This is a genomic window from Duganella aceris (assembly GCF_011090165.1).
Taxonomy (GTDB): domain Bacteria; phylum Pseudomonadota; class Gammaproteobacteria; order Burkholderiales; family Burkholderiaceae_D; genus Rugamonas; species Rugamonas aceris.
The window spans coordinates 52832-74315 of sequence record NZ_JAADJT010000013.1; the positions used below are offsets into that span (position 1 = coordinate 52832).

General features: G+C 63.5%; 13 protein-coding genes. 7 read left to right on the forward strand and 6 right to left on the reverse strand.

What is annotated here, in order from left to right:
- Positions 1-24: 24 nt before the first annotated feature.
- Positions 25-1092 (forward strand): MBL fold metallo-hydrolase, encoded by a 1068-nt coding sequence (locus tag GW587_RS24980; protein WP_166107618.1) that lies wholly within the window; start codon positions 25-27, stop codon positions 1090-1092.
- On the opposite strand, the gene GW587_RS24985 is transcribed toward GW587_RS24980, so the two are convergent.
- Together GW587_RS24985 and GW587_RS24990 are read right to left on the reverse strand one after the other, a co-directional pair.
- Positions 1089-1427: a hypothetical protein gene (locus GW587_RS24985; protein ID WP_166107619.1), complete on the reverse strand. Its 339-nt coding sequence runs from the start codon at positions 1425-1427 to the stop codon at positions 1089-1091. The two genes, GW587_RS24980 and GW587_RS24985, sit on opposite strands and share 4 nt — an antisense overlap.
- Positions 1428-1562: 135 nt before the next feature.
- On the reverse strand, positions 1563-4040 hold the full coding sequence (locus GW587_RS24990) for a TonB-dependent receptor (protein ID WP_166107620.1): 2478 nt from the start codon (positions 4038-4040) through the stop codon (positions 1563-1565).
- Between the two features lie 269 nt (positions 4041-4309).
- Here GW587_RS24990 and GW587_RS24995 point away from each other — a divergent pair, with 269 nt between their 5' ends.
- From GW587_RS24995 to GW587_RS25015, 5 genes are all read left to right on the forward strand, one after another.
- Positions 4310-5269 carry a LacI family DNA-binding transcriptional regulator gene (locus tag GW587_RS24995; protein ID WP_229259649.1) on the forward strand — a complete coding sequence of 320 codons (960 nt, stop codon included), beginning with the start codon at positions 4310-4312 and terminating at the stop codon, positions 5267-5269.
- 79 nt (positions 5270-5348) lie between these two features.
- Positions 5349-7670: a glycoside hydrolase family 65 protein gene (locus GW587_RS25000; protein ID WP_166107622.1), complete on the forward strand. Its 2322-nt coding sequence runs from the start codon at positions 5349-5351 to the stop codon at positions 7668-7670.
- Positions 7667-8308 carry a beta-phosphoglucomutase gene (pgmB, locus tag GW587_RS25005; RefSeq protein WP_166107623.1) on the forward strand — a complete coding sequence of 214 codons (642 nt, stop codon included), beginning with the start codon at positions 7667-7669 and terminating at the stop codon, positions 8306-8308. The genes GW587_RS25000 and pgmB overlap by 4 nt, the downstream gene beginning before the upstream one ends.
- Positions 8309-8348: 40 nt before the next feature.
- On the forward strand, positions 8349-9617 hold the full coding sequence (locus GW587_RS25010; RefSeq protein ID WP_166107624.1) for an MFS transporter: 1269 nt from the start codon (positions 8349-8351) through the stop codon (positions 9615-9617).
- A 10-nt stretch (positions 9618-9627) separates the two neighbouring features.
- Positions 9628-10638 carry a substrate-binding domain-containing protein gene (locus GW587_RS25015; RefSeq protein WP_166107625.1) on the forward strand — a complete coding sequence of 337 codons (1011 nt, stop codon included), beginning with the start codon at positions 9628-9630 and terminating at the stop codon, positions 10636-10638.
- Between the two features lie 109 nt (positions 10639-10747).
- Here the strand turns inward: GW587_RS25015 and icmF are convergent, their stop codons facing one another.
- The 3 genes from icmF to GW587_RS25030 all read right to left on the reverse strand — a co-directional run bounded on the left by icmF (position 10748) and on the right by GW587_RS25030 (position 18834).
- Positions 10748-14035 (reverse strand): fused isobutyryl-CoA mutase/GTPase IcmF, encoded by a 3288-nt coding sequence (gene icmF / locus GW587_RS25020; protein ID WP_166107626.1) that lies wholly within the window; start codon positions 14033-14035, stop codon positions 10748-10750.
- 138 nt (positions 14036-14173) lie between these two features.
- Positions 14174-17734, reverse strand: coding sequence for an indolepyruvate ferredoxin oxidoreductase family protein (locus GW587_RS25025; RefSeq protein ID WP_166107627.1), 3561 nt, complete (start codon positions 17732-17734; stop codon positions 14174-14176).
- A gap of 167 nt (positions 17735-17901) precedes the next feature.
- Positions 17902-18834 carry a LysR substrate-binding domain-containing protein gene (locus GW587_RS25030; protein ID WP_166107628.1) on the reverse strand — a complete coding sequence of 311 codons (933 nt, stop codon included), beginning with the start codon at positions 18832-18834 and terminating at the stop codon, positions 17902-17904.
- 152 nt (positions 18835-18986) lie between these two features.
- On the opposite strand from GW587_RS25030, the gene GW587_RS25035 reads away from it, so the two are divergent.
- Positions 18987-20213: an HD-GYP domain-containing protein gene (locus GW587_RS25035; protein WP_166107629.1), complete on the forward strand. Its 1227-nt coding sequence runs from the start codon at positions 18987-18989 to the stop codon at positions 20211-20213.
- Between the two features lie 3 nt (positions 20214-20216).
- On the opposite strand, the gene GW587_RS25040 is transcribed toward GW587_RS25035, so the two are convergent.
- Positions 20217-21260 (reverse strand): GGDEF domain-containing protein, encoded by a 1044-nt coding sequence (locus tag GW587_RS25040; RefSeq protein WP_166107630.1) that lies wholly within the window; start codon positions 21258-21260, stop codon positions 20217-20219.
- Positions 21261-21484: the final 224 nt, after the last annotated feature.

A 21484-nucleotide genomic window follows, 5' to 3' on the forward strand; every position in this document is an offset into this window, starting at 1 on the left:
TTCTTATTCCCTGGAGCAGAGCTCATGAGTTATCCATCCGTCATCGCCGAGTCCGCCGTCAACAACCTCGACGGGCTGTCCACGCCCAGCGCGCCGCGCAGCCGCAACGGCCGCTTCCGCAATCCGGTCAAGATGCATCAGATGGGATTCCTCAAGAGCCTGGGCATCATGTTGCGTTTCGCTTTCGACAAGCCGAAAGACACTGTGCCGACCCAGGCCATCCCGGTTCACGCGATCACGCAGCAGCAATTATTGGATGCTCCGGATCGCAGCCTGTTCCGCCTCGGGCATTCGACGGTGTTGCTGAAGTTGAACGGCCACTTCTGGTTGACCGATCCGGTGTTTTCCGAGCGCGCGTCGCCGGTGCAGTGGGCCGGTCCGCAACGCTTCCACCAGCCGCCGATCGGCATCGAGGAACTGCCGCCGATCAAGGGCGTGATCCTGTCGCACGACCATTACGACCACCTCGATTACGCGGCGGTGATGAAACTGGCCGGCAAGGTCGAGCATTTCATCACGCCGACCGGCGTCGGCGACCGCCTGATCGGCTGGGGCATCCCGGCGGCCAAGGTGCGCCAGCTGGGCTGGTGGCAGAGTACGCAGGTGGCCGGGGTCAAGCTGGTGGCGACGCCGGCGCAGCATTTCTCCGGCCGCACCATCAGCGACCGCAACAAGACGCTGTGGGCCTCGTTCGTGATCGAGGACCGCGACGTTCGGGTATTTTTCAGTGGCGATAGCGGCTACTTCGATGGTTTCAAGGAGATCGGCAACAAGTATGGCCCGTTCGACCTGACCATGGTCGAGACCGGCGCCTACGATCCGCAATGGCCGGACGTGCACATGCAGCCGGAGGAATCCTTGCAGGCGCACATCGATTTGCGCGGCAAGGTGCTGCTGCCGATACACAACGGGACCTTTGACTTGTCGCTGCACGCCTGGCACGACCCGTTCGACCGCATCGCGCAACTGGCCGCCGAGCGCCGCCTGCCGCTCGCCACGCCGGAAATCGGCAAGCCGCTGGATATCCGCGCGCCGCTGGCGACGGATCACTGGTGGGAAACGGTGGTGGCGCGGGAAAAAGCCGCCGCCTAGGCGACCACGTTGATCAACTTGCCAATGGTCTGACCCAGCGTATTCACCTGCGGCTTGGGCTGGCTCAGCTCGGGCGGCAGGATTTGCTCGGCGCGCGACGGCTTCTCGATGGCGTTGCTCAGGTTGACGGCGGGCGCCGCTTGCAGGGGCGGCTGCGCCGCCTTGTCGCTCTCGCGCTGGGTATCGTTCAATTTTTGCTTGTCCGCCACCAGCTGCGAACGGCTGGCGTCGAGCCGGCTGGCGTCCTGGCTGACGCGCACCTGATCCTGCTGCACTTGCCTTTCGGCGAGCGCAACCGATGCCTGCAGCGCATTGACGGACGAGATCGAGGTCACGGTGAATTCCCGGCACTAAATTTTGGACACAGCGAGACAGGATCGCTTCAGATAACGATCTATTGCAGATTAGGCCATAAAAACAAAAAAGGCAAGGCTGACTAAGCCTTGCCTGTGAGGAGGGCGGTTTGCGGCTTAGAAGCGGTACAGCACCGATGCTTCCCAGGTGCGGCCGAACAGCGGACGCGCGTTGATCGGGCCGGTGCCGCCGGTGGTCAGGCGGGAGTTGCCTTCGGTCAGGCCGAGCTCGTTGTTGAGGTTGGTGCCGGCCAGGCGCACTTCGATTTTTTCACCCAGCGAGAACAGCACGCCGGCATCCACGGTGCGATACGACGGCAAGTATTGCTGATTCGCCTGGTCGGCCCAGCGTTCGCCGATCGAGGTGTAGGTGCCGTAGATCTTGGCCGAGTTGCCGTCGCCGAAAGGAATCCGGTAGGTCGGCGTGAAGCGGAATTGCAGCTTCGGCTGGCGCTGCACGGTCTTGCCTTCGGTGCTCGGATTGTCGCGGTACTCGGACTTCTGATAATCGCCGGTCAGCGACAGTTGCAGGTTCTCGATCGGACGCACGGCGATCTCGAACTCCACGCCGTTGCCCTTGGAGCCGCTGATCGAATGCAGTTCCTGTCCGTTGGAGAGGATCTGGGTGAACGCGATGCCGTCGAATTCCGTGTGGAAGGCGTTGATATACGCGCTGTAGAGCTGCGTTGCGGTCTTGAAGCCGACTTCGTACTGGTTCACCTTCGGCGTCGGCAGCACGTTGCGGTCATTGGCGGTGGCCTGGTTGCCGGCGCCGCGGATATCGTCGAACGAGACGAAGGTGTGGCCGCTGTTGGCGCGGACGAACACCGCCGTGTCCTTGCCCAGCTTGTAGTTGCCGCCGATGGTGAAGGAGTTGGCGCTGTCGGTGCGGCGCAGGTAGGTGTTGGAGCCGTCCGGCATCGAGGTGCCGTTGTTGTACACGGTCAGCGGATTGTTGTCGGTGTCGGCCGACATCAGGTTGGAGATGGTGCCGCTGATTTTCTGACGCTCGCGGCGCACGCCGGCGTCCACCTTGATCAGGTCGTTGACTTTCCACTCGTCCGAGATGAAGAAGGCGGTGTTGCTGCCGTCATACGACGCGACCGGCGCATAGTTGACGTTGCCGTCGGTGCCGTTCTTCGACACGATGACGCCGTTGTTCAGCGTTACGTTGATCAGGCTGGCTTGCGGCACGGCCGTCATCAGGTGGCTGTTGCCGAGGTACCAGACGTCGTGCGAGGTGTAGTCGGCGAAGTAGCCGCCGACGGTGACGGTGTTGTTCTTGCCCACTTCCTTGCTGACGCGCAGTTCGTCGGTGAAGGATTTCAGTTGCTTCTCCACCGACCACAGGCCGGCCTGCACCACCTGCTGGTTGCCGTCGACCGCGCCGCCGTGCACATAGGTGGCGACGCCCGCCGTGGCCAGCTTGCCGCCGGCGGCCGCGACCGTGGCGGGGTTGCTGTTGGCCGAGGCGATGGCGGCGTTGATGTACGAGCTCATCGACAGCGGATTGTTACCGGTGAACATGGCGATGGTGTTCAGGTCGCCGTCGAAGCGGTTGAACTTGTTCGACACGCTCCAGTCGCCGATCTTCTGGTCGAAGTTGGCGCCGAACACGGTGGCTTTCAGGCCGCGGCCGTCGCCGAGGTCTTTATTCAGCGTCTTGCCCGGCGCCGCTTCGATGGTGAAGTTGCGCATTTCGCCGCTCATCAGGGTGCCGGTCAGCGGATCGAAGCCGGGGAAGGCGCTGATGGTGCGGCCGCCGTTGCTGGAGATCAGCGGCACGCCGGTGTAGAAGGCGTTCTTGTCGTCGGTGCTGCGCGCGTACAGGGTCAGCTTGCCCTGGTCCAGGTTGCGGGTCAGCGTGGCGGTGATCTGGTGGCCGTCGTCGGCCGGGAAGCCGGCGTCGCGCACACCGTCGGTCTTGCGGTAGAAGCCGCCGACCGAGCCGTACCAGCCGTCGCTGATCTTGCCGCCGTAGTACATGTCGACGCGGCGCAGGCTGCCGGTGCCGGTGGTGAAGCGCACCGAGCCTTCCGGCGTGTCGCTGCCTTCCTTCAGCAGGAAGTTCATGGTCGCGCCGGGCTGGCCGTTCGAATAAATGGTCGACGGGCCGCCGCGCAGCACTTCGACGCGCTCGACCGTGTCATCCAGGCGGAACGCCGACGAACCTTCAAAGAACGACAGCGTCGGCGGCGGATAGATCGGATTGCCCATCATCTGCACCGAGACGAACGGCGAATCGCTGCCCGACGGGAAGCCGCGCACCTCGATGTTGGCGCCGGACTGGCCGCCGGTCGATTCCGCGTACACGCCCGGCACCAGTTTCATGATGTCGGCGGTGCTGCTCGGCGAGGCTTGCTTGAGCTGTTCTTCGCTGGCGGTGGTGATCGAGAAGGCCGAATCGACCTTGCGCACGCCGCGCGCCGACGCGGTGCCGGTGACCACCACTTGCGCGATTTCCTTGCTGACTTCGGTGGACGGGGCGGCGGCGGCCGGGGGCGCCGCCTGCTCCTGGGCGACGGCGGACTGGTTCAGCAACGTCAGGACTGCGGCCGCGACGGCGGACAACAGGAAAGGATTCTGGCTTTTCATCGTGTCTGTGCTTTCTTATTAGGGGTAAATCGTCTCCTGGACGGCACTTGCTAGGCTCGCAGTTCCATCCCCGTCTTCAACAATCTGGTGAAGAATGCTCATTGAAACAAGAAATGATATCGATGTCAATTGAAATGTTATCGATGTCATTTTTCGCGACAAATTTAAATTATCTGTCATAATGCGATCCGAAACCTTGATGTTAACCCTGTGAACCCCCGATGCCCGCGAATAAGACTGTAGCCCGCAAAAGCGAAACAGCACTGACGATGGAAGACCTGGCCAAGCTGGCCGGCGTCTCCAAGATCACGGTATCGCGCGCCTTGCGCGACAGTCCGCTGGTGACGGTGGAAACGCGCGAGAAAATCCGCGCGCTGGCCGAGCAGCAGGGTTATCGCTTGAACGTCAGCGCGCGCAACCTGCGCATGGGCCGCAGTTATTCGGTGGCGGTTGTGGTGGAAATGACACCGGTGCGCGGCCGGCCGATGTCGGATCCGTATCCGCTGGAGCTGTTGGGCGGCATCACGCAGGAATTGACCACCGCCGGCTACAGCGTGGTGCTGACATCGAAGCAGTTGATGAACACCGCGCCGGTGCAGGGCGCCGACGGCCTGATCCTGCTGGGCCAGGGCTCGCACGGCGAGGCGGTGCGCACCTTGCAGCAGACCGGCATGCCGCTGGTGGTGTGGGGCGCGCCGGAACCGGGGACCGACTACATCGTGGTCGGCTCCGACAACAGGAAGGGCGGCGTCAGCGCCGCCGAACGCTTCATCGCGCAGGGCCGGCAGAAGCTGGTGTTCCTGGGCGACGTCGACCACGCCGAGGTGCAGGAACGCTGCGCCGGCTTCATCGACGCGATGGGCGGCCGGGCCACGGTGCACATCATCCGGCCCAAGGCCTTCACTTTCGAGGCGGGCTTCGACAGCATCTCGTCGCTGCTGAAGAAGAAGGGCGCCAATTTCGACGGCGTGTTCGCCGCCAGTGACTTGCTGGCCATGGGCGCGATCCGCGCGCTGGCCGAGAAGAATTTGCGGGTGCCGGAGAATGTCTCCGTCATCGGCTACGACGATACGCCCGGCGCCGCCAGTTTCGTGCCGCCGCTGACGTCCGTGCACCAGTATCTGCGCGACGGCGGCGTGTTGTTGGCCAAGAAGATGTTGGGCCTGATCGAAGGCCACACGGTCGCTTCCGAAATGCTGCCGACCACCCTGATGGTACGTCATACCTAGATTTCCTTTGAAAACGCCGTAAAACAGCTGTTTTTCAAAATTCAAACCGCTTTGAATCGCATATTTTAAGGAATACGCTGTGCAACAACACACTTATCCTCTGGAAGCCTGGTGCATCCGCGAGACCGCCTTCGACACCGACTCCCATTTTCTCGACGAGACGCTGTTCGCGCTCGGCAACGGCTACATCGGCCTGCGCGGCACCGGCGAAGAGGGCTACAGCGGCCCGGCCGGCACCTCGCTGGACGGCACCTATCTGAACGGCTTCTACGAATCGGAGCCGATCCAGTATCCGGAGGCGGCCTACGGCCTGGCCAAGGTCAACCAGTTCATGCTGAACGTGCCGAACGCCAAGGGCATCGAACTGTGGCTGGACGACGAGCGCTTCGATCCGCTGACCGGCAGCGTGCAGGCCTACGAGCGCGTGCTCGACTTCCGCACCGGCGTGTTGACCCGCTCACTGGAATGGACTTCGCCGCAGGGCCGCAGCGTGCGCGTGCAAAGCCGACGCCTGGTGTGCTTCGATAACAAGCACCTGTTCGCGATCGAGTTCGAAGTGACCTCGCTGAATTTCGCCGGCCGCCTGCGGCTGGTGTCGGCGCTCGACGGCGCGGTGAAGAACCTGGAAGCCGGCGACGATCCACGCGTCGGCTCGGCCATCTCCGGCCCGACGCTGCACATGATCGACAGCGAGCAGACCGACAGCTTCTCGGCGCTGGTGCAGAAGACCCACAACAGCGGCTTCACGCTGATCAGCGCGACCGAGACCGCGCTCAGCGTCGACCTGCCGGCGGTCACCGCGCGGCAAGGCCAGCGCCTGACGCAGACCTGGGAACTGCAGGTGAGCGAAGGCCAGACGCTGGGCCTGAAAAAATTCGGCAGCTATTACTCGTCGCGCGACTACGACGCGAAAGAGCTGATGTGGCGTAGCAGGGAGACGCTGGCCAGCGCCAAGGCGGCCGGCTTCGACGAGCTGCGCCTGGCGCAGGAGCAGTACCTGGCCGACTTCTGGCAGCAGGCCGACGTGCAGATCGCCGGCGACGACGCGCTCCAGCAAGGCATCCACTTCAACCAATTCCACCTGCTGCAATCGGTGGGCCGCGACGGCAAGACCAATATCTCCGCCAAGGGCGTGACCGGCGAAGGCTACGAAGGCCACTATTTCTGGGACACGGAAATCTACATCTTCCCGTTCTTCCTGTACTCGAAACCGGAGATCGCGCGCAAGCTGCTGGAGTACCGTTACGCCGGCCTGCCGAAAGCGCGCGAACGCGCACGCCAGATGTCGCACGCCACCGGCGCGCTGTACCCGTGGCGCACCATCGCCGGCGACGAATGCTCGGCCTACTTCCCGGCCGGCACCGCGCAGTACCACATCAACGCCGACATCGCCTATTCCATCAAGCTGTATATGGAAGCGACCAACGACCAGGAATACCTGGTCAAGCACGGCGCGGAAATCGTCATGGAGACGGCGCGCATCTGGATGGGCATCGGCAGCTACGACCGCGAGGGCCGCTTCTGCATCAACCAGGTGACCGGCCCGGACGAATACACGGCGCTGGTCAACAACAACTACTACACCAACGCGATGGCGCGGATGCATCTGGACTTCGCCGCGGCCATCGCCGAGCAGTTGCAGGCGACCGAGCCGGCGGAGTTCGCGCGCATCGCCGGGCTGGCCGTGCTGGACGCGAACGAGCCGGCCGAATGGCGCCGCGCCGCGTCGCTGATGAATCTTCCGTACGACGAGGCGCTGCAGATCCACGCCCAGGACGACAGCTTCCTGTCGAAGAAGGTGTGGGACTTCGCCAACACGCCGAAGGAGAATTACCCGCTGCTGCTGAACTACCACCCGATGGTGATCTACCGCCACCAGGTGTGCAAGCAGGCGGACGTGGTGCTGGCGCTGTTGCTGCTGTCGGACCAGTTCACGCTGGAGGACAAGCGCCGCGACTTCGACTACTACGAAAAGGTGACCACGCACGATTCCTCGCTGTCGTCCTGCATCTTCAGCATCATCGCGGCGGAAGTGGGCTATCAGGACAAGGCCTACGACTACTTCATGGAGACCGCGCGCCTCGACCTGGACGACACGCACGGTAACACCCACTACGGCGTGCACACGGCCGCGATGGCCGGCACCTGGATGGGCGTGGCCTACGGCTTCGCCGGCATGCGGGTGGTGGGAGGCGAACTGAAATTTGCGCCGTCGCTGCCGGCCAAGTGGCAGCACTACACGTTCAAGATCCATTTCAAGGGTGCGCTGCTGGAAGTGCACATCGAGCCCGGCCGCGCCGACTACAGCCTGCTGCAAGGCGAGGTGCTGGACTTCATGCATGGCGACGAGCCCGTCGCGTTGGCCCTGTCGCAGCCCAAGCAATCAAGGAGTTTCGCATGAGCCGTTTTAAAGCAGTTATTTTCGATCTGGATGGCGTGATCACCGATACCGCCCACTATCACTACCTGGCGTGGAAGCGCCTGGCGGAATCGCAGGGTGTGCACTTCGACCACGCGTTCAACGAGAACCTGAAGGGCATCGACCGTATGGGATCGCTGGACCTGATCCTGGCCGGCGCCAAGCGCGCCTACACGCCGGAGGAAAAGCTGGCGCTGGCGGACGAGAAGAACCTGCACTACCAGGAACTGATCGCAACGATGTCGGCATCGGACCTGCTGCCCGGCGCGGTGGCGGCGCTGGACACGGTGCGCGCCGCCGGCCTGCGCATCGGCCTGGCGTCGGTCAGCAAGAACGCCTTCACGGTGCTGGAGCGGCTGGGCATCACCGACAAATTCGACTACGTGGTCGACGCCGCGACCATCGCGCGCGGCAAGCCGGATCCGGAGATCTTCCTCAAGGCCGCGCGCGAACTGGGCGTCGCGCCGGCCGACTGCCTCGGCGTCGAGGACGCGGTGGCGGGCGTGGCGTCGATCAAATCGGCGGGCATGTTCGCGCTGGGGATAGGCCATCCCTTCGTGTTGACGCAGGCGGATGTCGTCATCACCAGCCTGAGCGAATTCAATCTGGCCGCATACTGACCGCGCGCCAAGCGCGGCAAAAAATAACGGAGACCGCAGCATGAAGAACCATCGCATTCTATTCGCGCTATTTTTGATTTATTTCGTTTTCGCGATTCTGCTGAACAGCGTCGGCACGGTGATCCTGCAGGTGATCGGCAACTACGGCGTGAGCAAATCCAGCGCCAGCGTGCTGGAAGGCTTCAAGGATCTGCCGATCGCGGCGGTGTCGTTTTTGATCGCCTCCGTCCTGCCGCGTCTCGGCTACAAGAAAGCGATGCTGACCGGGCTGGCCATCGTCACCGCCGCCTGCGTCGCCATGCCGCTGCTGCCGTCGTTCGCCACCACCAAGCTGCTGTTCTTCTGCGTCGGCGTCGCGTTCGCGCTGGTGAAGGTGTCGGTGTATTCGACGCTGGGGCTGATCGCCGCCGACCGCAAGCAGCACGCCAGCATCATGAACCTGCTGGAAGGCTTCTTCATGGTCGGCGTGTTGAGCGCGTACTGGGTGTTCGGCTACTTCATCGACTCGCGCGACCCGCTGTCGCAAAGCTGGCTGCAGGTGTACTGGGTGCTGGCGGTGCTGTGCGCGGGCACGTTCGCGCTGCTGCTGTTCACGCCCTTCAACGAAGACATGGCCGCGCTGCCGGCGGGCCGCAGCATCGCGCAGGATTTCGCCGCGATGCTCAAGCTGTTCTTCAAGCCGCTGGTGTGCGTGTTCGTCATCACCGCCTTCCTGTACGTGCTGATCGAGCAAAGCGTCGGCACCTGGCTGCCGACCTTCAACAACGAAATCCTCAAGCTGCCGGCGGCGATGAGCGTCGAAGTGACCAGCATCTTCGCCGCATGCCTGGCGGTGGGGCGCTTGTCGGCCGGGGTCCTGATGCGCAAGTTGAACTGGTATCCGGTGATGAACGCCTGCGTGCTGGGCATGGCCGCGATGGTGCTGCTCGCGCTGCCGCTGACGCACGACGTGGTGGCCGACCCGCACATCACCTGGGCCACGGCGCCGCTGGCGACCTTCCTGTTCCCGCTGATCGGATTGTTCATGGCGCCGATCTACCCCGGCATCAACTCGGTGATGCTGAGCTCTTTGCCGAAGAACCAGCACTCGTCGATGACCGGGCTGCTGGTGATTTTCTCGGCGCTGGGCGGCACCACCGGCTCGCTGATCACCGGCTACGTGTTCGGCAATTTCAGCGGCCATTTCGCGTTTTACCTGACGCTGGTGCCGATCTCGATCGTGCTGGTGATGTTGTATTTCTTCAAAAAGGCGGTCGATGACGGTGGCGGAGAATTTGACCGCACCGCTATAATCAGCGGTCAGCATTGATCGATCTTTTATGAATCTGGAGCGCCTCGCGAATCAACTGGGTGTATCGAAGACCACGGTGAGCCGGGCATTGAACGGCTACCCCGAGGTCAACGTCCGCACCCGCGAGCGCGTATTGAAGGCGGCGGCGGACGCCGGCTATCAGCCGAATCCGATGGCGCGCTCGCTGGCGCTGGGGCGCACCAATGTGTTCGGCATCATCTACCCGCTGCTGCCGGCGGACCTGGGCGACCCGATGTTCCTCGACGTGGTGGCCGGCATGTCGGCCGCGCTGGAAGCGGTCAACAAGAATTTGATCATCGCCCCGGTGTCGCCGGCGGCGGAGCAGCCGTCGTACCAGCAGATCGTGCGTGGGCGGCGGGTCGACGGCCTGGTGATCGGCCGCACGCTGGTGCACGACGAGCGCATCGCCTTCCTCAGCAAATCCAAATTTCCCTTCGTCGCGCACGGCCGCACGCAGCTGGACGCGCCGTATGCGTGGTTCGACTACGACAACGCCGCCGGCATCCGCATGGCGGTGGAGCGGCTGCTGGGCCTGGGCCACCAGCGCGTCGCCCTGATCAGCGCACCGCTGGAATTGAACTTCGCCCGTCAGCGCAAGGACAGCTTCGTGGCATCGATGACGGCGGCGGGATTGTCGGTGGATCCGCGCCACCTGATCGCCGACACGCTGGACCGCCGCAGCGGCCACGAGGCGATGCAGCGACTGCTGGCGTGCTCGCCGCGTCCGACGGCGGTCATCGTCGACAACCACCTGTCCGGCGCAGGCGCGCTGCGCGCGCTGCTGGACGCCGGCATCGAGATCGGCAAAGAGATCTCCCTGATCGTCTGGGGCAACATGGCCGACACGCTGCTCGGCGCCCACGTCACGACGATCGACCAACCCGACCCGCGCCAGGCCGGCGCCCGCATGATCGCCATGCTGCTGGCGCTGGTGGACGGCACCCCGGCCAGCGAGTTGCAGGAGCTGTGGCAGCCCATCCTGCTGGCTGGTTCCACCGTCGGACCGGCCCAAACCTGAATGTCCTAAACTCCGGGGTCAGAGCTAAAAACTGGACACGGGCTCAACAGTAGCGTGCGCTACTGTTGAGCCCGTGTCCAGTTTTTAGCTCTGACCCCGGAGTTTTAGGTCACATATTGCGGCGGTACTGGCCGCCGACTTCGAACAGTGCTGTCGTGATCTGGCCTAGCGAGCAGACGCGGACGGCTTCCATCAGCTTTTCAAACACGTTGGCGTTGTCGATCGCGGCTTGCTGTAATGCCGCCAGCGCGGCCGGGGAGGCTTCGGCGTTTCGAGTGTGGAAGTCTTCCAGGCGCTTGAGCTGCGATTGTTTTTCGTCGTCGGTGGAGCGGGCCAGTTCGATCTTCTGCGGCTCGCCCGTGGCCTTCGGATTGCGGAAGGTGTTGACGCCGATGATCGGCAGGGTGCCGTCGTGCTTCTGGTGCTCGTACAGCATCGATTCTTCCTGGATCTTGCCGCGCTGGTAGCCGGTTTCCATCGCGCCCAGCACGCCGCCGCGTTCGGCGATGCGCTCGAACTCTTGCAGCACCGCTTCCTCCACCAGGTCGGTCAGCTCTTCCATGATGAATGAGCCTTGGTTCGGGTTCTCGTTCTTGGCCAGGCCCCATTCGCGGTTGATGATCAGCTGGATCGCCAGCGCGCGGCGCACCGATTCGTCGGTCGGTGTGGTGATCGCTTCGTCGTAGGCGTTGGTGTGCAGCGAGTTGCAGTTGTCGTAGATGGCGATCAGCGCTTGCAGGGTGGTGCGGATGTCGTTGAAGTCGATCTCCTGCGCGTGCAGCGAGCGGCCCGACGTTTGCACGTGATACTTCAATTTCTGCGAGCGGTCGTTGGCACCGTATTTGTCGCGCATCGCGATGGCCCACAGGCGGCGGGCGACCCGGCCCAGCACCGTGTACTCGGGGTCCATGCCGTTGGAGAAGAAGAACGACAGGTTGGGCGCGAAGTCGTCGATGTGCATGCCGCGCGCCAGGTAGGCTTCGACAAACGTGAAGCCGTTCGACAGCGTGAACGCCAGCTGCGAGATCGGGTTCGCGCCCGCTTCGGCGATGTGGTAGCCGGAGATCGACACCGAGTAGAAGTTGCGCACCTGGTGGTGGACGAAGTATTCCTGGATGTCGCCCATCACCTTCAGCGAGAACTCGGTCGAGAAGATGCAGGTGTTCTGGCCCTGGTCTTCCTTGAGGATGTCGGCCTGCACGGTGCCGCGCACGTTCGCCAGCACCCATTCGCGGATCTTGGCCGCTTCGTCGGCGGTCGGCTGGCGGCCGTTGTCGGCCACGAACTTGTCGATCTGCTGGTCGATCGCGGTGTTCATGAACATCGCGAGGATGGTCGGCGCCGGGCCGTTGATGGTCATCGATACCGAGGTGCTCGGGCTGCACAGGTTGAAGCCGTCGTACAGCGCCTTCATGTCGTCCAGCGTGGCGATCGAGACGCCGGAGTTGCCGACTTTGCCGTAGATGTCGGGACGCAGCGCGGGATCGGCGCCGTACAAGGTCACCGAGTCGAACGCGGTCGACAGGCGCTTGGCGTCCATGCCGGTCGAGACCAGCTTGAAGCGGCGGTTGGTGCGGAAGGCGTCGCCTTCGCCGGCGAACATGCGGGTCGGGTCTTCGCCTTCGCGCTTGAAGGCGAACACGCCGGCGGTGAAGGGGAAGGAGCCGGGCACGTTCTCCAGCATCAGGAAGCGCAGCACTTCGCCGTGGTCTTCGTAACGCGGCAGCGCGACCTTGCGGATCTTGGTGCCGGACAGGGTGTGCTGGATCAGGCGCGTGCGGATTTCCTTGTCGCGGATTTTGACGACGTAGTCGTCGCCCGCATACGCGGCCTGCATGTCGGGCCATTGGGCCAGCAGCTTCTTGGCGCCGCCGTCCATCTCGGCGTCGCGCTCGGCGATCAGTTCATCAAAGTCGGCGCTCTTGTGGGCGATGGCCAGCATGCGCTTCGATTCCGTCAGCTGCTGGCGTTCGCGCGCCAGCGTGACCTGCTTGCGCGTGAAGCGGTGGTAGCCGCGCACGGTGTCGGCGATCTCCGCCAGGTAGCGCGCGCGCGCCGGCGGCACGATGACGTGCTTGCCGCTGGAGTGGCGCACGTCGGCGCCCGGCAGTTTGCCCGGCCTGGATTGCAGGCCGAATTGCGCCAGCTTCGGCAGCAGGCCCTGATACAGCGCGGTGACACCGTCGTCGTTGAAGCGCGATGCCTGCGTGCCGTAGACCGGCATCTCTTCCGGGCGCTGGCTCCACAGTTCGCGGTTGCGCTGGTACTGCTTGGCGACGTCGCGCAGCGCGTCCAGCGAGCCTTTGCGGTCAAACTTGTTGATGGCGATGAAGTCGGCGAAATCGAGCATGTCGATTTTTTCCAGCTGCGAGGCGGCGCCGAATTCCGGCGTCATCACGTACATCGAGACGTCGACGTGCGGCACGATGGCGGCGTCGCCCTGGCCGATGCCGGAAGTCTCGACGATCACCAGGTCGAAGCCGGCCACCTTGCAGGCGGCGATGACGTCGGGCAGCGCTTGCGATATCTCGGAGCCCGCTTCGCGCGTGGCCAGCGATCGCATGAACACGCGCGTTTGGCCTGCCCACGGATTGATGGCGTTCATGCGGATCCGGTCGCCCAGCAGCGCGCCGCCGGATTTGCGGCGCGACGGGTCGATCGAGATGATGGCGATGTTCAGCGCGTCGCCCTGGTCGAGGCGGATGCGGCGGATCAGTTCATCGGTCAGCGAGGATTTGCCGGCGCCGCCGGTGCCGGTGATGCCGAGCGTCGGCACCGGCAGGTGTTCGGCGGCGGCCAGCAGTTCGGCGCGCAGCGCGGGCGTGGCCTTTTCGTTTTCCAGCGCGGTGATCAGCTGCGCCAACGGGCGGTGGCGCGCGGCGATATCGCCTTCGCGCAGCGGCGCCAGCGAGGTTGGCGAGTATTGCGTCAGGTCGATGTCGCACTGCTGCACCATCCATTGGATCATGCCGACAAGGCCCATGCGCTGGCCGTCTTCCGGGCTGAAGATCTTGGTGACGCCGTAGGCGTGCAGGTCGGCGATTTCGTCGGGGACGATGACGCCGCCGCCGCCGCCGAAGACCTTGATGTGCGCGCCGCCGCGCTGGCGCAGCAGGTCGATCATGTATTTGAAGTATTCGACGTGGCCGCCCTGGTAACTGGAGATGGCGATGCCTTGCACGTCTTCGGCCAGCGCGGCGGTCACCACGTCGTCGACCGAGCGGTTGTGGCCGAGGTGGACCACTTCGACGCCGTTCGATTGCAGGATGCGGCGCATGATGTTGATCGAGGCGTCGTGGCCGTCGAACAGTGAGGCCGCTGTGACGAAGCGGACTTTGTTCGTGAGGCGCGGCTGGTCCGGCACGGCCGCGATTTTCGGAGCTGAGAGGTCGTTCATTGGTGTCCCTTATACTTTTTCTTTATTATATGACGTTTACGTTAACGTCAATTAATCGAAACCCGCACTGCGGCAAACAGGGGTCAGACCCCGTACGGGGTCTGACCCCAGCGTCTGGGTTGCGGGTCCACGTCTCAATCATGCAGCGCGCTGTTGGCTGAATTGCGTTAGCAGGCGGGCCTTCTCGGCGTGGAAGGTGGCGACCGCCTTTTCTTTCACATGGCCGAAGCCGCGCACTTTCTCCGGCAGGCCGGCCAGGTCGACCGCGACGGCGTGGTTTTCCGGCGTCAGCTGGTCAATCAACGCGACCACCAGTTCGCGGTATTCGACGATCAGCGCACGTTCCATCTTGCGCTCTTCGGTGTAGCCGAAGATGTCGAACGCGCCGCCGCGCAGCCCCTTGAACTTGGCCAGCAGCTTGAACGCGCTCCACATCCACGAGCCGAATTCCGCCTTGACCAGATGGCCCTTGGCGTCCTTCTTGGCGAACATCGGCGGCGCCAGATTGAACTTGACCGAGAAGTTGCCCTCGAACTGCTGCTTCAGCTGCTCGACGAAACGGCCGTCGGTGTACAGGCGCGCGACTTCGTATTCGTCCTTGTAGGCCATCAGCTTGAAGTAATACTTGGCGACGGCGGTGGACAGCTTGTTGCCCAGGCCGAGCGCCGTTTCCTTCGCGCGCACCTGCGACACCAGCTGCTCATAGGTCGCGGCGTAAGCGGCGTCCTGGTAGGCGGTCAGGAACTCGACGCGCTTGGCCAGCACGTTCTCCAGGCTTTGCGGCATCTGCACCACGATGGCTTGCGCCGGCGTCGCCACGCGCTCGACGCGCTTCAGGTCCACGGCGGCGCGGCGGCCCCACAGGAAGCTTTTCTTGTTCGAGGCGATGCCGACGCCGTTCAGTTCAATCGCGCGCAGCAGCGACGCTTCCGTCAGCGGGATGCGGCCCTTCTGCCATGCGTAGCCGAGCATGAACAGGTTGGCGGCGATCGAGTCGCCCATCAGCGCGGTGGCCAGCTTGGTGGCATCGATGAAATCGGCGGCGCCGGCGCCGACCGATTCCTCGATCAGTGCGCGCACTTCGGCCACCGGATACTGCCAGTCGGCGTTCTGCGCGAAGGTGCCGGGCGGCTGCTCGTGCAGGTTGATCACGGCCAGCGTGCGGCCCGGACGCATCTTCGATACCGCGTCGGCGGCGCCGGCGGTCAGCATGTCGCAGCCGAGGATGACGTCGGCCTCGCCGGTGGCGATGCGTTGCGCGCGCAGGTGCGCAGGGGTCTTCGCGACCTTGACGTGCGACGTGACCGAGCCGTTTTTCTGCGACATGCCGGTCATGTCCAGCACCGACGCGCCTTTGCCTTCCAGGTGCGCGGCCATGCCCATCAAGGCGCCGACGGTGATCACGCCGGTGCCGCCGATGCCGTTGATCAGGATGTTGTACGGTTGCTCGCACGATGGCAGCGCCGGCTCCGGCAGAGGGCCGAAGCCGTCGTCGGCGTTGTCCTTGGTGACGCCCGTTTTGGTCTTCTTCAGCGCGCCGCCTTCGACCGTGACGAAGCTCGGGCAGAAGCCCTTCACGCAAGAGTAGTCTTTGTTGCACGACGATTGATCGATGGTGCGCTTGCGGCCGAACTCCGTTTCCTTCGGCAGGATCGAGGTGCAGTTCGATTGCACGCCGCAGTCGCCGCAGCCTTCGCACACGGCTTCGTTGATGACCATGCGCTTGGCCGGGTCGGGGAACTCGCCTTTTTTCCGGCGCCGGCGCTTCTCGGCCGCGCAGGTCTGGTCGTAGATGATGACCGATACGCCTTCCAGCTCGCGCAGTTCGCGCTGCACCGCGTCCATGTCCTTGCGGTCGTGCAGGCTGACCACCGTCGGCAGCGCGCTGCGGTCGGTGTAGCGGCTCAGGTCTTCGGTCACCAGTGCGATGCGCTTGACGCCTTCGGCCGCCATCTGCTGCGCGATCATCGGCACCGAGGTGATGCCGTCGACCGGCTGGCCGCCCGTCATCGCGACCGCGTCGTTGTACAGGATCTTGTAGGTCATGTTGACCTTGGCCGCCACCGCCGCGCGGATCGCCAGATAGCCGGAGTGGAAGTAGGTGCCGTCGCCGAGGTTCTGGAACACGTGCGGGATTTTCGAGAACGCAGCCTGGCCGATCCACGGCGCGCCTTCGCCGCCCATGTGCGTGGTCAGCTTGTTGAACTCGGGGTAGATCGAGGTCGCCATCACGTGGCAGCCGATGCCGGCCAGCGCCAGGCTGCCTTCCGGGACTTTGGTCGAGGTGTTGTGCGGGCATCCGGAGCAGTAGAACGCCGGGCGGAAAGGCGTGCTGATGGCCTTCTTCAGCACCGCGTCCTTGGCGTCGAGGAAGGACAGGCGGGCCTTGATGTGATCGCAGGTGACCGGGTCGGAGATCAGGCGGGACACGCGCGAAGCGATCACGCGCGCCACTTGCGACACCGAGAAGTCGGCCTTGGAGGTCAGCAGCCATTCGCCTCGCGGCGCGACCCATTCGCCTTTTTCGTCGAACTTGCCGATCACGCGCGGACGCACGTCGTCGCGCCAGTTGTACAGCTGTTCCTTCAGTTGATATTCGACGATCTGGCGCTTTTCCTCCACCACCAGGATCTCGTCCAGGCCCTGGGCGAATTCGCGCACGCTGTCCGGCTCCAGCGGCCATGGCATCGCGACCTTGAACAGGCGCAGGCCGACGTCGGCCGCCATCTTCTCGTCGATGCCCAGTTCCTCCAGCGCTTCCAGCACGTCGAGGTAGGATTTGCCGGAGGCGATGATGCCAAGCTTGGCGTTCGGGCTGGTGATGGTGGTGTGATTCAGCTTGTTCTCGCGCGCGTAGGCCAGCGCGGCGTAGATCTTATAGTCCTGCATCAGCGCTTCCTGATTGCGCGCCTGCTGGCCCAGCGGGATGCTGGACAGGCGTGCATTCAGGCCGCCTTCCGGCATGACGAAATCGTGCGGGATCTTGACTTCGACGCGGAACGGATCGGCGTCGATCGAGGCCGACGATTCGACCGTGTCGGCCAGCGCCTTGAACGCCACCGTGCAGCCGGAGAAGCGCGACATCGCCCAGCCGTGGATGCCGAGGTCGAGGTATTCCTGCACATTGCATGGATACAGCACCGGGATCATCGAGGCCGAGAACAGGTGGTCCGACTGGTGCGGCAGCGTCGACGAATAGGCGCCGTGATCGTCGCCCGCCACCAGCAGCACGCCGCCGTGCTTCGAGGTGCCGGCGTGGTTCATATGCTTGAACACGTCGCCGCAGCGGTCGACGCCCGGGCCTTTGCCGTACCACATGGCGAACACGCCGTCGTATTTGGCTTCGCCGATCAGGTCCACCTGCTGCGAGCCCCAGACGGCGGTCGCCGCCAGATCCTCGTTCACGCCGGGGACGAACTGCACGTGATGCGCTTCCAGGTGCGCTTTGGCCTTCCACAGGTTTTCATCCAGGCCGCCCAGCGGCGAGCCGCGATAGCCGGAAATGAAGCCGGCCGTGTTCAGGCCTGCGGCCTGGTCGCGCACGCGCTGCATCATCGGTAGGCGTACCAGCGCCTGTATGCCGGAGAGGAAGATGTCGCCATCGGTGGCGGTGTATTTGTCGTCGAGGCTCACGGTCGTGAGTCGGGATGCGGCGCCGGCGTGGGCGGCGGGGCCGTGTGCCGAAGTTGTATCGGGCATGGTGTGTCTCCGTTTTTAGTATCAGATCGCGCCCGAATTCGGTCGCGCCGGGTAGGCGCGCCTGGATCGGGCCATGGGCCGCATGGTTAGCAGTCCATGAAGTATGGGCGCGGGTTGACGTATACGGAAATAGCGATTGCCGATATGGGTATAAGAAAAAACGATGGCTAGCTGATGGGCGTTGCGCCGGGCCAGCTGCCGCCGGCGCACAGTTGGGCGCTGACTTGCTGCACCAGCCGGCTAACCGCCGCCGCCGCGTTGGTCAGCGGGATGTTCTTGGAGGCGCACAACACCACGGTGCGCGAAATCGACGGGCTGTGGATGGGCTGGGCGCGCAGCATGCCGCGCTCCAGCTCGTCCAGCACCGGCGCGGCCGGGAGGATGGTGGCGCCCATGTCGGCCAGCAAGGCCGACTTGAGGATGGTGATGGAGTTGATTTCGATCACCTTGGACAGCGTCAGCCCGGCCCCGCGCGCCACGCTTTCGATACGCGGCCGCACGCCGTGCTGCAGGCCGGGCAGGATCAGCGGCGCAGCCAGCGCCCGCTCCAGCGTCAGTGATTGCTCACCTTGCGCGTAGGCCGCATCGGTGCGGCAGATGAACCGCAGCTCTTCCTCGACCAGTGCCGTGGTCGCGAACTGCGCCAATTGGCCATCGTCGAATAGCACCGCCAGGTTGACGCGGCCGGATTTGAGCTGCTCGGCCAGGTTGCCGGTCAGTTCCTCGGTCAGCTGCAGCGTGATTTCCGGATACTGGACGCGGGTCGCGGTCAGCAACGGCAGCGCCAGCGCGCCGGAAATGCTGTGCGGCAGCCCCAGCGTGACGCTGCCGCTGGGCCGTTCGGCCGACTGCGCGACGGCGGAACGGGCGTCGGCCACCTGCTTGAGGATGGCTTGCGCGTGTTCATAAAAGATCTTGCCCGCGTCGGTGCTGAGCACGCCCTTGGCCGAGCGGTGCAGCAGCTGCACGCCGAGTTCCTCCTCCAGCTGGCGTAGTTGCTGCGTCAGCGCCGGCTGCGCGATGTGCAGCACCAGCGCGGCGCGCGACAGCGAGCCATGGTCGGCGATCGCAACAAAATATCGAAGTTGGCGTAATTCCATGTAGTGAATGAGCTACATTAATACATCGGTGAAAGTGTTAGCATGGAAGAACAAGTCGTAGCGTTTGTAAACCTAATCCCGGCAGGAAACTATTTGTTATACTTTTATATCGGCGCGCCGGCGCTGGGCAGCATTTCTCTGTAGGTATCCGCATGTTAAAGAAAGTCGACGCTTCCCAGCTCAAGGTAGGCATGTACATCCATGACCTGAGCTGCGATTGGATGACCCATCCGTTTGTACGGAACCGATTCCTGCTGTCCAGCAATGATGAGATCCGCAAGATCATCAATGCCGGCATCCACGACGTTGTCATCGACAGCGCCAAGGGCTTGGACGTGCAGGATGCGCCCACCTTGGCAGAAGCGCAAGCGGCAACCGAACGTGAGATCGTTGAAATCGTCGCCAAGGCGCCGGTAGTCACCCGCGTTTCGCTGGGCGAGGAGATGAAGCGCGCGGTGCAGATCCGCCATCAGGCGTCGACGCTGGTGCGCACGGTGATGCAGGATGCCCGCCTCGGCAAGGCCATCGAGCTGGACCAGGTGCAGCCGGTGGTGCAGAACATCACCGAGTCGATCCTGCGCAACCCAGGCGCGCTGGTCGGTCTGCTGCGGATCAAGAACAAGGACGATTACACCTTTTTGCACTCCGTTAGCGTATGTACGCTGCTGGTTGCTTTCTGCCGTTCGCGCAATATCCCGGCCGATGTGACCCACCAGGCGGGATTGGGCGGACTGCTGCACGACACCGGCAAGGCGCTGGTGCCGGACGCCATCCTCAATAAGCCAGGGCCGCTGACCGACGAGGAATTCGCCGTCATCAAGCGGCATCCGCAGGATGGCTACGAAATCCTGCGCCAATCGCCGGAAATCGGTCCGATTCCGCTGGATATCACGCTGCACCACCACGAACGGCGCGACGGCAGCGGCTACCCGGGCAAGCAATCCAGCGATGACATCAGCGAATTGGCGCAGATGGCGGCCATTGTCGACGTGTACGACGCCATTACTGCCGATCGTTGCTATCACAAGGGGATGTCGGCGGCGGCGGCGCTGCGCAAGATTTACGAGTGGAGCAAGTTCCACTTCAATCCGACGTTTGCGCAGGAATTCATGCGTTGCGTCGGGATTTATCCGGTCGGCACCATGGTGATTCTGGAATCCGGGCGTCTGGGTGTGGTGATCGAACCACACGAAACCAATCTGCTGGCGCCCAAGGTCAACGTTTTCTTCCACACCAAAAAGAACGTCTACATCAAGCCGGAGACCATCGATTTGTCGCGGGGATTGGGATTTGGCGGCGGCGACAAGATCGTCGGGCACGAGTCGCCGGCCAAGTGGAACGTCGATCCGATGCGCTTCCTGACCCTGGCCGAGGCCTGAGCCTTAGAAGAATTCGGCGGTATCGTTGGATTCGATGGTCTGCAGCAGGCCGCCGCTGACCAGTTCGTCGTAGTGGCAGGCCAGGTTGCGGCCATGGCTTTTCGCGTAGTACAGCGCCTGGTCGGCGTGTCCCAGGATGATCACCGGCGCCTCCAGCGCGCTGATGCTGACGAAGCCCACACTCACCGTCACCTTGCCCACTTGCGGGAAATCATGCGACGCCACGTTCATGCGGAAGCGGTCGATGATCTTTTTCGCGTTGTCCAGCGTGGTGGAGCGCAGCAGCACGACGAATTCCTCGCCACCGAAGCGGAACACGCGGTCTTGCGCGCGGAACGAGGAGGTGAGCAGGTTGGCGATCAGGATCAGCACCTCATCGCCGTATAAATGTCCGAAACGGTCGTTAACGTGCTTGAAATGGTCCACATCGACCACCGCCAGCCATTCCTTTTCCTGCTCGCTGTGGGTGCGGCGCTCTTCCTCGCCCGGCAGGGTGATGGCGTCCTGCTCGGTGCTGGCGGCCAGCATCTTGGCCAGCTGGTCGTCGAAGGTCTTGCGGTTGAGCAGGCCGGTCAGCGAATCGCGTTCGCTGTAGTCCAGCAGGTTCTGGAAGTTGCGGTAGACGCTGACGATGCCGCCGATGACGTGCACGGTGTCGCTGGTGTATGGCGTCGGGTTGACGATTTCGAGGCAGGTGTCGGCCTTGTCGCCGAGCCAGATCGGCAGCCACAGCGTGTGCTCGCCGGCTTCGTTGGCGATGTCGGCGCCGGATTCGTGGCGCGCGATGCACTGCGCCAGCGCCGGGAAGGATTCGATCGGGCTGCCGGGATTGTGCAGGTCGGAAGTGTCGACCATGCGCGCGGCTTCGCCGGCGCTGATGATGGCGCGCGGCCGAACGAAGATCTTCCCCCTGACGGTGGCCAGGGTCAGCACGCGGACCAGACTGGCGTGGGCAAGCTCCTGCACCGCCGAGATCACCGAGATGTCGAGCATCGTGTGATCGCGGTGACCGGTCATGTCCACCATGTGTTTCAGTAGGGAATCCATTTTCTTCTCTGGAAAATAATCACACAAATACTGCGTTCGCCACGTTTCGTTCACGCCTATCAAGCCCATCTCTTTGATAGTCAGGCGCACTGTGAAGCAACACGGGGCCTTTCCAAAGAACAGCTAAGCAGGATAATGGCTTTTTGCTAGCAAGGCAATTCATGTGTGCGAAAAAAAACTCCATTGATATGAAATGCAACCTTTTTCCGACAGCGTAGCGTTCC

Bases quoted from the DNA above. Each gene is read 5' to 3' on its own strand.
- GW587_RS24980 (WP_166107618.1), top strand. From the start codon at position 25: ATGAGTTATCCATCCGTCATCGCCGAGTCCGCCGTCAACAACCTCGAC.
- GW587_RS24990 (WP_166107620.1), bottom strand. From the start codon at position 4,040: ATGAAAAGCCAGAATCCTTTCCTGTTGTCCGCCGTCGCGGCCGCAGTC.
- GW587_RS24995 (WP_229259649.1), top strand. From the start codon at position 4,310: ATGGAAGACCTGGCCAAGCTGGCCGGCGTCTCCAAGATCACGGTATCG.
- pgmB (WP_166107623.1), top strand. From the start codon at position 7,667: ATGAGCCGTTTTAAAGCAGTTATTTTCGATCTGGATGGCGTGATCACC.
- GW587_RS25010 (WP_166107624.1), top strand. From the start codon at position 8,349: ATGAAGAACCATCGCATTCTATTCGCGCTATTTTTGATTTATTTCGTT.
- GW587_RS25015 (WP_166107625.1), top strand. From the start codon at position 9,628: ATGAATCTGGAGCGCCTCGCGAATCAACTGGGTGTATCGAAGACCACG.
- icmF (WP_166107626.1), bottom strand. From the start codon at position 14,035: ATGAACGACCTCTCAGCTCCGAAAATCGCGGCCGTGCCGGACCAGCCG.
- GW587_RS25025 (WP_166107627.1), bottom strand. From the start codon at position 17,734: ATGCCCGATACAACTTCGGCACACGGCCCCGCCGCCCACGCCGGCGCC.
- GW587_RS25030 (WP_166107628.1), bottom strand. From the start codon at position 18,834: ATGGAATTACGCCAACTTCGATATTTTGTTGCGATCGCCGACCATGGC.
- GW587_RS25035 (WP_166107629.1), top strand. From the start codon at position 18,987: ATGTTAAAGAAAGTCGACGCTTCCCAGCTCAAGGTAGGCATGTACATC.
- GW587_RS25040 (WP_166107630.1), bottom strand. From the start codon at position 21,260: ATGGATTCCCTACTGAAACACATGGTGGACATGACCGGTCACCGCGAT.